11 protein-coding genes are annotated in these 13,083 nt (G+C 44.0%); 6 read left to right on the top strand and 5 right to left on the bottom strand.

Going from position 1 to position 13,083, the window contains the following annotated elements:
* Window positions 1-14 precede the first annotated feature (14 nt).
* The 4 genes from sarD (at window position 15) to F461_RS0108760 (ending at window position 5,887) form a co-directional block, all read left to right on the top strand.
* Window positions 15-1,166 carry a sulfoacetaldehyde reductase gene (gene sarD / locus F461_RS0108775; protein ID WP_020000782.1) on the top strand — a complete coding sequence of 384 codons (1,152 nt, stop codon included), beginning with the start codon at window positions 15-17 and terminating at the stop codon, window positions 1,164-1,166.
* 123 nt (window positions 1,167-1,289) lie between these two features.
* Complete coding sequence (locus F461_RS0108770; RefSeq protein WP_020000781.1) at window positions 1,290-2,666, top strand: aminotransferase family protein; 1,377 nt, start codon at window positions 1,290-1,292, stop codon at window positions 2,664-2,666.
* Window positions 2,667-2,700: 34 nt separating this feature from the next.
* Window positions 2,701-3,813: an alanine dehydrogenase gene (ald, locus tag F461_RS0108765; RefSeq protein WP_020000780.1), complete on the top strand. Its 1,113-nt coding sequence runs from the start codon at window positions 2,701-2,703 to the stop codon at window positions 3,811-3,813.
* A gap of 487 nt (window positions 3,814-4,300) precedes the next feature.
* Window positions 4,301-5,887: a methyl-accepting chemotaxis protein gene (locus F461_RS0108760; protein WP_020000779.1), complete on the top strand. Its 1,587-nt coding sequence runs from the start codon at window positions 4,301-4,303 to the stop codon at window positions 5,885-5,887.
* Window positions 5,888-5,972: 85 nt separating this feature from the next.
* Here F461_RS0108760 and F461_RS0108755 read toward each other — a convergent pair whose 3' ends face one another.
* From F461_RS0108755 to F461_RS0108750, 3 genes are all read right to left on the bottom strand, one after another.
* Window positions 5,973-6,227: an HD-GYP domain-containing protein gene (locus F461_RS0108755; RefSeq protein ID WP_155881388.1), complete on the bottom strand. Its 255-nt coding sequence runs from the start codon at window positions 6,225-6,227 to the stop codon at window positions 5,973-5,975.
* The gene (locus F461_RS19650; RefSeq protein WP_073020977.1) at window positions 6,181-6,402 is read right to left on the bottom strand and encodes an HD domain-containing phosphohydrolase; all 222 of its coding nucleotides are present in this window, start codon (window positions 6,400-6,402) and stop codon (window positions 6,181-6,183) included. The genes F461_RS0108755 and F461_RS19650 overlap by 47 nt, the downstream gene beginning before the upstream one ends.
* A gap of 186 nt (window positions 6,403-6,588) precedes the next feature.
* A complete protein-coding gene (locus tag F461_RS0108750) occupies window positions 6,589-7,521 on the bottom strand; it encodes a diguanylate cyclase (RefSeq protein ID WP_020000778.1) in 933 nt (310 codons plus the stop codon).
* A 612-nt stretch (window positions 7,522-8,133) separates the two neighbouring features.
* Between F461_RS0108750 and F461_RS0108745 the strand changes: the two genes are divergently transcribed.
* Together F461_RS0108745 and F461_RS0108740 are read left to right on the top strand one after the other, a co-directional pair.
* A complete protein-coding gene (locus F461_RS0108745) occupies window positions 8,134-8,889 on the top strand; it encodes a sulfite exporter TauE/SafE family protein (RefSeq protein ID WP_020000777.1) in 756 nt (251 codons plus the stop codon).
* 1,034 nt (window positions 8,890-9,923) lie between these two features.
* Entirely contained in the window at window positions 9,924-11,441 is a 1,518-nt protein-coding gene (locus F461_RS0108740; RefSeq protein WP_020000776.1) for an L-lactate permease, read from the top strand.
* A 96-nt stretch (window positions 11,442-11,537) separates the two neighbouring features.
* Here the strand turns inward: F461_RS0108740 and F461_RS0108735 are convergent, their stop codons facing one another.
* Both F461_RS0108735 and F461_RS19180 read right to left on the bottom strand, forming a co-directional pair.
* The gene (locus F461_RS0108735) at window positions 11,538-12,074 is read right to left on the bottom strand and encodes a hypothetical protein (protein ID WP_020000775.1); all 537 of its coding nucleotides are present in this window, start codon (window positions 12,072-12,074) and stop codon (window positions 11,538-11,540) included.
* Between the two features lie 478 nt (window positions 12,075-12,552).
* Window positions 12,553-12,708: a hypothetical protein gene (locus F461_RS19180; protein WP_020000774.1), complete on the bottom strand. Its 156-nt coding sequence runs from the start codon at window positions 12,706-12,708 to the stop codon at window positions 12,553-12,555.
* Between the last annotated feature and the right edge of the window lie 375 nt (window positions 12,709-13,083).

The following is a 13,083-nucleotide window of genomic DNA, read 5'->3' as shown; positions in this document are numbered from 1 at the left end:
AAGGATAGAAAGTGATGCATCACACATTCCATTCAGTAAGCAAAACTGTACACGGCGTAGGTTCTATTGCACAGGCTGGCGATGAAGTTAAAAATCTCGGTGGTAAGCGTGCAATTATCGTAACTGACCCGGGTCTTGCATCTCTCGGCCTTCATAAGCCGGTAGAAGAAGCTCTCGAAACTGCAGGCATTGAATTTGTTCTCTATGCAAAAGCAGAGCTCGAGCCAAATGCTGACTCTATCCAGGATTGCGCCAGCGCAGCAACCGAATTCAAAGCTGACGTTATCATCGGTTTCGGTGGTGGTAGTGCTCTTGATACTGCAAAAGCAGCTTCTGTTCTCGCAGTACACGAAGGTCCTATTTCCAAGTACTTCGGCGTAAACGTTGTTCCTGGTCCTTGTATGCCAATGATCGCAATTCCTACCACTGCGGGCACTGGTTCTGAAATGACTTCCATTTCTGTACTGACCAACAACGAAACTGGTGCGAAAATGGGTGTTGTGAGTGATTATCTGTACGCTGATGCTGTTATCCTCGATCCAGCTATCACTACCGGTCTTCCAGCTCACGTTACCGCAATGACTGGTGTAGACGCATTCGTTCACGCAATGGAATCTTTCGTAGGTCTGCGTGCTACTCCATTTACCGATGCTCAGAACCTTGCAGCTATGAAGTTGATTGCTGCGAATATTCGCAAAGCATACACCAACGGTTCTAACCTCGAAGCACGTGAAGCAATGCTTTACGGTTCCGCTCTCGCAGGTCTTGGCTTCGGTAACACTCAGAACGGTGTTATCCACGCAGTAGGTACTTCTGTTCCTGCCAAATATAAGCTTCCTCATGGCCTCCTGATGGCATGTTTCGCACCTGTAGGTATTAGCTTCAACTATATGGCTAATCCTGAGAAATATGCAATCGTTGCTGACATCCTTAACGGCGAAGATACTTTCGGTCCTGTTTTGGAACGTGCAGAAGGTTGTGCAGAGGCATTTATCGCAATGCTCGAAGACCTCGACATTAAAGTAGGTCTCGCTCCTTACGGTGTGCAGGAATCTGATCTTGAAGGTATCGCAACTCGAGCAATGGCTGCAAAACGTCTTATGGACAACAATCCACGCCAGTGCACTGAGAAACAGCTTCTCGACCATTTGCAGAAAACATTTTAGCGCATAGGGGTCCCCTTAGCAGCGCCGGAGCCGTTATCACCGTCGCGACTAAGGGGTTCCCCCCTCTTAAATGTTTATTATATTTTATTTTATTATACTTTGATCTAGTAGAAGGGTAAAAAAATGAGCAATGCAGAAATTACAAAAGCTGTACAGCAGGATAAAGAAAATTGTTGGCATCATCTCACCCAGCACAAACCATTCGACGGTGACGCAAACCCGATGGTTGTTGTTGAAGGTGAAGGCATGCGTATCAAAGACGCAAACGGCAAAGTGTTCCTCGACGCTGTTTCCGGTGGCGTTTGGACTGTTAACGTAGGCTACGGCCGTGAAGAAATTGCAAAAGCAGTTTATGAACAGCTTAAAAAGCTTTGTTACTTTGCTGGTTCCGCCGGTAGCATTCCGGGTGCACAGTTCGCTGAAGCTCTTCTTGATAAAATGCCTGGCATGGGCCGTGTTTACTATTCTAACTCCGGTTCTGAAGCTAACGAAAAAGCATACAAAATCGTACGTCAGCTCGCACACCTTAAAGGTGACGGCTCTAAACACAAAATCGTGTTCCGTGATCGTGACTACCACGGCACTACCATTGGTGCTCTTTCCTCCACTGGACAGTTTGAACGTAAAAACCAGTACGGTCCGTTTGCTCCTGGCTTTGTAGAACTCGCAAACTGTAACTGTTACCGTTGTCCATTCGGTAAAGAATACGGTAGCTGTGACATTGAATGTGCTCACGCTCTTGAGTCTCTCATTCAGAATGAAGGACCTGAAAACGTTGGCGGTGTAGTTCTTGAACCGATCACTGCTGGTGGTGGCGTAATCGTTCCTGTACCTGAGTACTTCCCGATTATCCGTGAAATTTGTGATCGTTACGACGTTCTTCTTCACATTGACGAAGTTGTATGCGGTCTTGGTCGTACCGGTAAATGGTTTGGTTACCAGCATTTTGACTTCACCCCGGACATGGTAACCATGGCGAAAGGTGTTGCATCCGGTTACGCAGGTATTTCCTGTACCGTAACCACTGAAAAAGTTTTTGATCAGTTTAAAGCGGATCCTTCCGATCGTATGCATTACTTCCGCGATATTTCCACCTTCGGTGGTTGTACTGCTGGTCCTGCTGCAGCACTCGCTAACATGGAAATTATCATTCGCGAAAACCTGCTCGACAACGTCGTCAAAATGGGTGACTATTTCCAGGATCGTCTCTTTGAACTGAAAGACAAGTACTCCATTATCGGCGACGTTCGCGGTAAAGGTCTCTTCCAGGGGCTTGAGCTCGTTAAAGACCGTGCTACCAAAGAACCTGTGGACGAATCTGTTGCAGCTGGTGTTGCTGGCAATTGTGGGAAAGAAGGTGTTATCATCGGCCGCACAAACCGCTCTTTTAAAGAGTTCAACAACACTCTTTGTTTCAGCCCTGCACTGATTGCTGGTAAATCTGAAATTGATGAAATTATTGATGCACTTGATAAATCCTTTGCATCTATTTCTGCATAAGTAAAATAACACGATATTCTTAGGAGATAAGACAATGATCGTAGGTGTACTTAAAGAGATTAAAGTTAAAGAAAACCGCGTTTGTATGACCCCTGCTGGCGTTACCACCATGGTAGCACACGGTCATGAAATCCTCGTTGAGAAAAGCGCTGGTGTCGGTTCCGGTTTTTCTGATGAAGAATACGTAGCTGCTGGTGCAACCATCATCGATACCCCGCAGGAAATCTGCGACAAAGCTGAAATGGTAATGCACGTTAAAGAACCACAGCCTTCCGAATACGGTATGCTCCGTAAAGGCCAGATCCTCTTTACTTACCTTCATCTTGCTGCTGACGAGCCACAGACCAAAGGTCTTATGGAATCCGGCGCAACTTGCATCGCATACGAAACCGTTCAGAAAGCTGACCGTTCCCTTCCACTTCTTACTCCTATGTCTGAAGTTGCTGGCCGTATGGCTATTCAGCAGGGTGCAAAAGCTCTCGAATCCACCAACGGTGGCCTCGGTAAACTCCTCGGTGGCGTACCTGGTGTAGAACCAGCTAAAGTTATGGTTATCGGTGGCGGCGTTGTAGGTGTTCAGGCTGCTAAAATGGCTTGTGGCCTTGGCGCACAGGTTTACCTCATGGACATCAACCTTGATCGTCTCCGTTACCTCGACGACGTAATGCCAGCTAACTGCACTACTCTCATGTCTTCCAAAGGCACGATCCAGAGCATGCTTCCAGAAATGGACCTCGTTGTAGGTGCAGTTCTTATTCCTGGTGCAAAAGCTCCTTCCGTAATTACTCGTGAAGACCTCAAACTCATGAAAAAAGGCGCAGCACTCGTTGACGTTGCTATCGACCAGGGTGGTTGCTTCGAAACTTCTAAAGCTACCACTCACGAAAACCCAACTTACGAAGTAGAAGGCGTAGTTCACTACTGCGTAGCTAACATCCCTGGTGCAGTTCCAGCAACTTCCACCATGGCTCTTACTAACGCAACTCTTCCTTACGCTCTCGAGCTTGCTAACAAAGGTTGGAAGAAAGCTTGTCAGGAAAACGAAGCTCTTAAACTGGGTCTTAACGTTCACGAAGGCAAACTTACATTCAAAGCTGTTTGTGATGCATTCGGCCTCGAATACACTCCGGTTGAAGACGTATTATAAGTCTGATTGCCCACCTGCTTTCGGCTCAGCATAACTCTTTAATCCGAAAGCAATAGGTAATGTAAGATTTATTCTTACAAGTGCGCGTAAGCGCATCTAAGTAGCGAAAGCTATTTGAAAATATAAGCAGCAGCATGTTTTTTCATGCTGCTGCTTTTTTGTTTTGTGTGCAGGGTGCTGCGTAGAAAGAGGGGCTTTCGGCCTTTGTTAACAAGTATGCTTCTACCATTTTAGGATGAGCAGCATAATGAAAAGTAAGGTGCTCATTTTACAAAGTGTGGTTGAGCCCCGTTATATTCTTTTATTATATTATATTGGTTTGTGCTAAATTGACGAATAGGTAATTGCGTAAGGGTGTTTTTTGTATGCCCTGTTCCGCTACGCAACAATAAAGTTTTGATGTATGAGGAATACGACTGTTGAGGATCGTATTGTCATGACTATTTTGTATGCATGCACCGTGTGTTGATATTGTAAGGAGGGGGTAATGGGAAGATTTTCCCTGAAGTTGCAGGTTTTCTTAATTGCCGCAAGTGCGCTGATATCGCTTGGGGTTGGGTATGCTTTTTTATATTCCGGTTCCGATGGTGCCACTGTTTCAATGGGGTGTGTTGGCACTGCGTTGTTGGTGACAGTCGGCTTGTTTACCTTGTTAGTATTGCCGCTGGTTTTTATAACGATAAGTACGCTGCGTACTGCATTCAGCGTTATCCGGACTAAAAGTAAACAGGTTTGTGACGGAGACTTTTCGGTTGTTTTTCCTTCTTCGACAGTTGCGGACCTTGCGGCTGTGGAGCAGGACATTGAGACAATGTTTGCCAGCCTGAAGCATCGGCTTGGCTTTGCTCAGGGAGTGCTTACCGGTATTGACACTCCTTTTGTCGTTGTCGATACAAATGAAGTTTTGACCTATACCAACGATTCTCTGCTTACCATCCTTGAGCAGGAAGGAAAGCCGGAAGATTATTATGGACAGAATGTAGCGTACTTTTTCTATGGGGATGCTTCCCGTCGTACGGTTTTGGCAGATAGTCTTGAAAAACATATTGTCACAAAGCGTGAAGTCATTCTTACAGGACGTAAGGGCGGGCAGCGAAAAATTTTTATTAATGCCTCCCCCCTGTTTGACTTGAATGGTGAGTTGATGGGGGCGCTTTGCATTTATCAGGATTTAACCGCTTTGCGCCAGCGTGAGGAAGAAATTCTGAAAACAAATGAGCAGATTGCTATTGCTGTACGCGATTCTGAAGGTGTTTCCCATGAGGTCGCACGAGTTGCGCAGGAGATTGCCACGCAGATGGAAGGAACAAGCCTCGCCGTGTCTCGTCAAACTGAGCGCGCTATGGAGACAGCCGCTGCGATGGAGCAGATGAATGTAGCCGTGACTGAAGTTGCGCAGAATGCTTCAAACGCTGCCGAACAGGCCACCTCTGCCCGTGACAAAGCAGAACAGGGCTTTAAAGTTGTCGGACAGGCTATTGAAGCTATTGATGATGTAGCCCGTTTATCACGGCAATTACATGATGATATGGCCTCGTTAGGCCAGCAGGCTGAAGGTATCGGTACGGTTATGAATGTCATTACTGATATTGCAGATCAGACAAACTTACTTGCGTTAAATGCAGCGATTGAAGCAGCGCGGGCCGGGGACGCTGGTCGAGGGTTCGCTGTAGTTGCGGATGAAGTCCGTAAGCTTGCAGAAAAAACCATGCAGGCAACAAAGGAAGTAGGTGAAGCCATTGATGCAATTCAGGCTGGTGCGCAGCGTAATCTTGAAAGTGTAGAAGCTGCAACCACGGCTGTAGCCCGTTCCAGAGAGCTTTCCGGCGCCTCAGGTGAAGTGCTCGACGTTATTGTTGAACTGGTAAATGATTCAACGGATCAGGTGCAGGCAATTGCGACAGCAGCAGAGGAACAGGCTGCGACGAGTGATCATATTAACCGTTCAGTAGACGAAGTACGGACAATCTCTGAACAGTCAGCAGACGAGATTGTACTCGCTTCAGACGGAGTTCGAGAGCTTTCGCTTATGGCAGGACGGTTACGGGAAATAATTCAGTCTGTCGGGTCATGATTTTTTTTTAGAAGTTCTTAACAAATATAGTATGTTGTGAAGTAATAAAGCCGAAAAGTGTATTAATACATTTTTCGGCTTTTTTTTAATTTTTCAAAAAATTCTGTTGATGAAAATTCGGTGTGTTTAGGTAACGTTCGCGAATTTGATGGATGTCTTTTTCGTGCTTGGTGAAGATATCGACAAGAATCGGGTCGAACGCTTTTGCTCGCTCGGACATAATATATTCAAAAATACGCTCCTGATGCCACGGCTCCTTGTAGCAACGTTTTGAGCAAAGCGCATCGTAGACATCAGCCAGCATAGTGATCCGCGCAAAAAATGCTGATTGCGTGTTCATGTAAACCACTGGGGTATCCGTTGCCGTCCCAGCTCTCGTGATGCTGGTGGGCTGTTTCGCATGCGACACGCAGTAGTTCCTTTTGGGAACCGTCTAATATCTTTTTTCCGATAGATCTATTTGGTTTTATTACTTCTTTATTCAAAATGATGATGTGTGGGAAAAAAAGCTGCACAGAAGAGGGCGGCGCCTTTTTAGGTGCAACAAGTTTTGTAGGCCTTTTTTGTGTATCTCTAGGACACTGAAGACCGTTGGTATCCTTTGTTCAGGATGCGCCTGTACGCTTTTATACGTAAAGCAACTGGTGTGGGGGATTTTATCTCATGGTGAATACGAGTTGCTGTGCTGAATTAATAAATAGTTAAGCGTTGCGGCATAGTTCAGCTTCTTCATTAATGATGTCTATGTAAGTTCGATTGCGCCCTGCATGTTTGCTGAGATATAGTTGGTTGTCTGCGCGGGCCAGAACAGCGCGGCAGCATTCATTGTGTTGTGAAATAGCTCCACCGAATGAGGCGGTGACACTGACTCGTTGATTATTATGCAGAAGCCATGAGTGCTGTACCAGACGACGCAAGCGTTCTGCCATCTTTGTCAGGTTATCGAGCGTTGTGTTTGGCACAAAAACTACAAATTCTTCCCCACCCCATCGGCAGATGACGTCCAGAAAGCGTAATGACTTTGTTAAAGTCTGTGCGACCATCTGAATAACTTTGTCTCCGGTATGGTGCCCAAAGGTGTCGTTTACCAATTTAAAATCGTCGATATCAATAAACAGGACACCAAACGGGGCTAGATTTTGCTCCATAGCATGGTCGAGGTTACGCATAGTTATTTCTGCATAACGCCGGTTACCTATGCCGGTGAGTTTGTCCGTTAAAACTTCTTTGCGGAGTAGCTCCATTTCTTTGCGGATATTAACGGATTCATTAATTTCTGCAAAAACTTCAACAGCGCCGATAATAGTTCCTTTGGAATCAAGTATTGGTGAAGCTTGTACCGTCACAGGAACTTTATGCCCAAGTTTGTGGCGCATATATACTTTCTTGTGTCTTGCCTCGCTGTTGCTTAGTGCCGTTGTTAGCGGACATCCCTTTTTACACAGAGAGCATCCGTTTTCGTCTTCATGGCGTAACAGGTTGTTTGAACACAGTTCCCCCATCACTTCATCTGCTGTGTATCCGCTAAGTCTTTCTGCTGCCTTGTTCCAATACGTAATGTGACGTTTTGCATCAATAAAGTAGATGCCGTCTGTAATAGAGTTGAGCAGAGTTTGATAAAACATTTGATCCATGAACTAACTCCCCAGAAATAAGTGCAATATGCACAACCCATCCCCCCCTATTCTCCGGAATGTAGTTGCTCTGGCTGGCAAGGCGCAATGTGAAGCATATCTCTGTGTGATTAGCGGCTGTAGTATGCAAGAGATGGTATGGTGTTTTGCGCAAACAAAAGAAATATATTCAGACATACATCGTTTATTTCGTAAAAACAATTAGTTGAAATATTTTAAGGACGGGCATTTGGTTACGTAAAGGAAAATACTTGCATTATTCGCAGAGGGACAGTTCATGTTTTTTTATTAATGTTTTCGTTCTTTTTGCATAAAAAGCAATAATAGCAAATAGTTATAGAAGATTCTTGTAACGGGTTATTGTCTGGTCTTTGTATTATGTCCTTGATGTCTATTGAAAAAAAATTTGTGTTATGAGGTAAATAAATAACCCTTACCCGCTGAGATAATTGTTCTAAAAGATAGAGATAATAGTACAGAGCAAACGTAGCCGTGTTGAGTGGTTTGTTTTATGTAACAACATTCAAGAGCTTATTTGTAGGTTTTAGAAGCAGTGCATTACAGAGAAAAGCGTGATACTGTTCCTAAAAAATACAACTAAGGCATATAGTTATGAATTTACTTATTGTACTCGTATTTGTTTTGTCATTTAGTTTTAGCTTTGTGTTTGCGCTAGGTGGCATTGGGTCTGCTGCGGCAATTATTCCTGTACTGACATGGATTGGTGTTCCCTTTAATATTGCACGTCCGACTGGGCTGTTCATCAATACATTAAGTATGGGGGGAGCAACCTATTCGAACATTAAAGGCGGTAGGGTTGACTTTAAATTAGGTCTTCCAGTCATTGTGACCTCTTTGGTCATGGCACCTATTGGTGCATGGAGCGGCCACTTTTTTCCCACGCAGTATATTATGATCGCCCTTGTTCTTTTTCTGATGTTTGCGTCTTTCATGATGTTGTTCTTTAAGGGAATGAAAGGAGAGGTGGAATATCGCGAGGATCATCCTTTTGTCGGACCTGCTTTTGTCGGAGTTCTTGCAGGATTTTGCTCTGGTTTGCTAGGGGTCGGAGGCGGTGGACTTATTTCTCCCTTACTTATTTTGCAAGGGTTTAATCCTAAAAAAATTGCTGCCATTACGGCATTTGCAGTACCATTTTCTTCTGTAGCCGGATTTGCGACGTACGCCCTTATGGGCTCAGTTGCTTGGGACATATGGATAGTTGCCGGTGTAGCGGCCTGTCTTGGCGGGTATTTGGGGACTAGTGTTATGCATAAGCGGATGCCGCCGTCAGCGGTGAAAAAGTTTTTGGGAGTGATTCTTTTTCTGGTGGCCTTGCGTATTCTTTTCGATATTATTTTTATATAATAGCTAGTTTCGATAGGTAAAAAAGCAGCCGCGTATACGCGGCTGCTTTTTTAGTCATAGTCTAAGACCACAAGTGTGGTCTTTTTTTTTGGGGGGGGTATGCTAAGGGGAAAATAAGTGTGCCTCCCTTGGTGAGAGGGAGGCACACGAGTGAAGAGCGTTCTAATTCTAAAAATTTATTTAGAAGGTACCAGCATGAATGGTGGTGCATGAAAGTAACCTGCGGAATAGTTACTTTGGTACCAGAACAAATTGATTGCTCAATCAATATGCTTTTTTTTAAATATTCACGCTGCCTATGTCAACGTAAAAAAAAATGGAATTACGAAAAAATGAGGTGTCGAACATTTATTTTAAAATATAAGTTAATAAAATAAGTATGTTAATAGTTGTCTTGTGGCGGTAGAAAAATGTTGAAACTGTCTACAAGGTGCTTTTTACGTGCGACTTTGTTTTTGTACAAAAAATTTTCCTGCAAAAAATATTATATGAATAAATGTACAAACTCGAAAGCAAGGTAAAATTAATTTACAGCATAACATATCATGATAAGAAAGAAAAAATAATCAGGAAGAAAGTGAAAGGAAAAGGTGAAATACAAAAATAGATAATATTTTTAAAATATTATCTGTTTTTGTTACGTAGTGTTTTTTGGGAAAATAGCAAGAGTTGTTAGAGTGCAGTGTTGCCAAAAAATGTAAGAACAGTTTCGTTTAATGCAGCGTATGTTCTTATTTGTACAATATCACATCTGAAAATATAGCACGCACTTCAGTATAATAGGGTGATGGAGGGCTTTGCTAAATCTTTACATCGTGATAATTCATCCGGTTGATTGCTCAACCAATCATGTTGAGTAACAACTCTGTGGGCCCTTATGCAGGATGTTGCCTTTTCCTGCACAAAAAGGGTGGTGGACTGTCATACTGCCTGAGCTCTGGTACAGCCAGGCAGTATGACAGAGAGTTAGACACATGTAGGTAGCGTTCCGTTGGCCTGGTCTCTACCTACACATACCTGAACTAGGACCTGTGATGGAATACTTGTCTTTTCTATTGGCGTTGCTGCCAATTGCGTGGCTTATCTTTTCGCTTGTTGTTCTCAAGCTCCCAGCACATAAAACTTGTACTGCAACTTTAGTTGCAACGCTTGCTATTGCTGTATTCGGTGAATGGCACATGCCGGCATTTAAAGCTGTTTCTGCTGCTGCCGAAGGTGGTGCTTTAGCACTTTGGCCTATTATGATCGTTATTATTGCTGCAGTATTTACATACAACTTGTCTACCCAGACTGGCAGCATGAGCGTAATTACTAAAATGCTTTCCAGCATCACCACAGATCGCCGTTTACTCGTGCTTATTGTAGCATGGGGCTTTGGCGGTTTTCTTGAAGGTGTAGCAGGCTACGGTACCGCGGTAGCAATTCCTGCAAGTATCCTTGCTGCAATGGGGTTTGCACCTATGCATGCAGCTGTGATTTGTCTGGTAGCCAATACCGTGCCGACAGCTTTCGGCGCAATTGGTATTCCAATTACTACAATGGCGAGCGTAACCGGTATCCCTGTTGAGATTGTAAGCTATCTCACAGCACTCCAGCTCTCTGTATTCATTGTTCTTATTACCTTTCTGGTCGTCGGCCTTGTTGATGGCTTCAAAGGTTTGAAAGGCGTTATTGGCGCTTGTCTTGTTTCCGGTTTTAGCTTCGCCCTTCCGCAGCTGTATGTTGCCAAATTTATGGGTGCAGAACTTCCGTGTCTTGTCGGTAGTATCTGTAGTATGGCGGCAACCATAGCATACACCCGTATGGCACATCGCAGCACCGCAGCCGAAGCGGAAGAAGCTCTTACTGCAAAGAGCAAGTTTTTGGCGTGGGTTCCTTACATGTTAATCCTCACGTTCATTGTTCTTTGCAGTAACTTATTTCCAGCAATTAAAGACGCGGCTGGCTCCCTTAAGTCTGTTATCACTATTTACGGTGATAAACCGTTCACTATTAAGTGGGTTGCCACTCCGGGGGTTCTCATCATTCTCGCCACATACGTGGGTGGTTTGATTCAGGGCGTCTCAATTGCAGAAATCACAAAAATTCTGGCCAATACTGCAAAGCAGCTCACCAAGTCTGCTATCACAGTAGTGGCCATTGTCGCGCTTGCGAAGGTAATGTCCTACAGTGGTATGATTAACACCATTGCAATGGTCATTGCCGAGCTTACCGGCTCCTTCTACCCATTCATCTCTCCAATGGTGGGTGCGCTTGGTACCTTTGTCACAGGCTCCGATACATCTTCAAATGTGCTCTTCGGGCAGTTGCAGATGCAGGTTGCAGCAAAGATTGGTGTAGATCAGGCCTGGCTGGTTTCAGCTTCCGCAGCTGGTGCTACAGCAGGTAAAATGATCTCTCCACAATCTATTGCCATTGCAACAGCAGCAACCGGTATTACCGGTAGCGAAGGTCGTATTATGAATAAGACCATCGTTGTTTGCTGTGGCTATGTACTTGTTTTGGGTACCCTTGTGTACGGACTTATTCCGTACTTGCACGCAATCTACTAGATTATTCGCAATGCGATGGAGGCGCATAGCGCCTCCCCGCATTGAAATTTTCTATCTATTACGCATACAGCAATGCTTTGCCGTTTTTTGTCGAGGCTACAGAGCCTGTTCTGCAAAACCAAACTTTGAAAGCTGGTCGCACAGCATTTGCCGTGCAAGATACAGGACTCCGAGCATAATTAATCCGGAAACAAAAATGTTTTCACGGAAAACAAAAGATACAACAAAACATACAGCTGTTACTGCAAGCTGAATTTGAGCAAATTTTTCCGGTACCTTGTCATGGGATACAAGCAGCCATTGCGGCTTAGTCCCGTACAAAAAGAGAGAAACCAGAAAAACTACACCAAGAATTCCAGCAGCCTTTAAATCCGCAAGCAGAACCGGAAAACCAGCGGTGCCTCCACTAAGCAATGCAGCGCTCAGTAAAATATACATATCAATCCCGACAATTACGGGATCCGGAATAGCCTTTTTTTTCAGAAAAACGCCAAGTGTCACCAGAGCGGTTATTGCTGCCACATAAAATGGCATCATCCAACTGCCGGGGTGGGATACATCAACATATCGAAAAGAAAATGCAAATACCTGAAGCGGCAGTAACTCGAGCAGAATCCGTAACCAGCGGTTCATAACGTTTCCCCTTGGTACTGTGTTGACGGATCGTTCCTTGTGAATGAGGTAACACGCAAGTTAGAAACAGGACGATGTCGACACGTTGTGTACAATGCTGGGGATAGTATTGCAGATTTTTTTTTATGTTTTCAAGTTCTATTTACTAGTTGTGCTTTCAAACAGTTTAAAATGTTGAGTCTCGGCAAAGCGCATCTATTTTAAAAAGTTAACTTAAATTGGCTTTTATATCCTCTTTGAGTAATTAAAGAAAATATGAAATACATAAACCTTTTTTAGGACGTAAGTATTCACTCTGTGAAATGGGCAGTGCCTATTACTCAGAGTGTTTGTTGTTTAAACAACAATGTTGTGTGGGTGGTACTGAAGTCATACAATACAAGGCCCTGTAAAACAGGGCCTTTCTTGTATGAAGGAGGTATGTCGGCATGACCTGTATGGTGGAGAGGTTGGTCAGCCTGATTAAGTAATCGCTGTCTTACTTAATGTACTGGGCAAGTTGCAAAACATTAGCGCCCACGGCATGTGCTTTGATGGAAAAAGCAGTAATTAGAATTGCCATGGTGAGCAGTGTTGCGTGTTTTGTAGAACCAGCATTGAACTTAGTGTCGTCAACATTGAAAAACAGATTCATTGTATTCCCTTTTGTTCCGCAAAAGAGGTTGAATAAAATTGTTCTTGATTGAGCGACCAAACAATATCAAAAACACTAACGTTGTAAAGAGGTAAAATGCATTTTTTTAATTTTTTTGCACCTGTTGATGGGGCTGGGGGGGCTGAATTACTTTATGTTGGTGTATCGTGTGAGAAGTGGGTGCCTGCTTCGATTGGCTGTGGTTAAGCGGAACAGAGGTGGCCTTGTTGAATTAGAATATATTGTTAGATACAGAAAGACCTCTTTAATAAAGCGTGATGTTCTGGCGCTTTTGTTGATGAGTGCTGTGATTCGACAAAATGAAGTGAGTCAGCAATTTTCATTAACTACCCTAAAAAACGAAATATATTTTTG

Origin of the sequence: Halodesulfovibrio aestuarii DSM 17919 = ATCC 29578 (genome assembly GCF_000384815.1) — a bacterium.
GTDB lineage: Bacteria > Desulfobacterota > Desulfovibrionia > Desulfovibrionales > Desulfovibrionaceae > Halodesulfovibrio > Halodesulfovibrio aestuarii.
Note: the sequence above shows the minus strand (reverse complement) of the source record. Positions and strands in the feature narration are given on the sequence as shown.

Bases quoted from the DNA above. Each gene is read 5' to 3' on its own strand.
- sarD (WP_020000782.1), top strand. From the start codon at position 15: ATGCATCACACATTCCATTCAGTAAGCAAAACTGTACACGGCGTAGGT.
- F461_RS0108770 (WP_020000781.1), top strand. From the start codon at position 1,290: ATGAGCAATGCAGAAATTACAAAAGCTGTACAGCAGGATAAAGAAAAT.
- ald (WP_020000780.1), top strand. From the start codon at position 2,701: ATGATCGTAGGTGTACTTAAAGAGATTAAAGTTAAAGAAAACCGCGTT.
- F461_RS0108760 (WP_020000779.1), top strand. From the start codon at position 4,301: ATGGGAAGATTTTCCCTGAAGTTGCAGGTTTTCTTAATTGCCGCAAGT.
- F461_RS0108755 (WP_155881388.1), bottom strand. From the start codon at position 6,227: ATGAACACGCAATCAGCATTTTTTGCGCGGATCACTATGCTGGCTGAT.
- F461_RS0108750 (WP_020000778.1), bottom strand. From the start codon at position 7,521: ATGGATCAAATGTTTTATCAAACTCTGCTCAACTCTATTACAGACGGC.
- F461_RS0108745 (WP_020000777.1), top strand. From the start codon at position 8,134: ATGAATTTACTTATTGTACTCGTATTTGTTTTGTCATTTAGTTTTAGC.
- F461_RS0108740 (WP_020000776.1), top strand. From the start codon at position 9,924: ATGGAATACTTGTCTTTTCTATTGGCGTTGCTGCCAATTGCGTGGCTT.
- F461_RS0108735 (WP_020000775.1), bottom strand. From the start codon at position 12,074: ATGAACCGCTGGTTACGGATTCTGCTCGAGTTACTGCCGCTTCAGGTA.
- F461_RS19180 (WP_020000774.1), bottom strand. From the start codon at position 12,708: ATGAATCTGTTTTTCAATGTTGACGACACTAAGTTCAATGCTGGTTCT.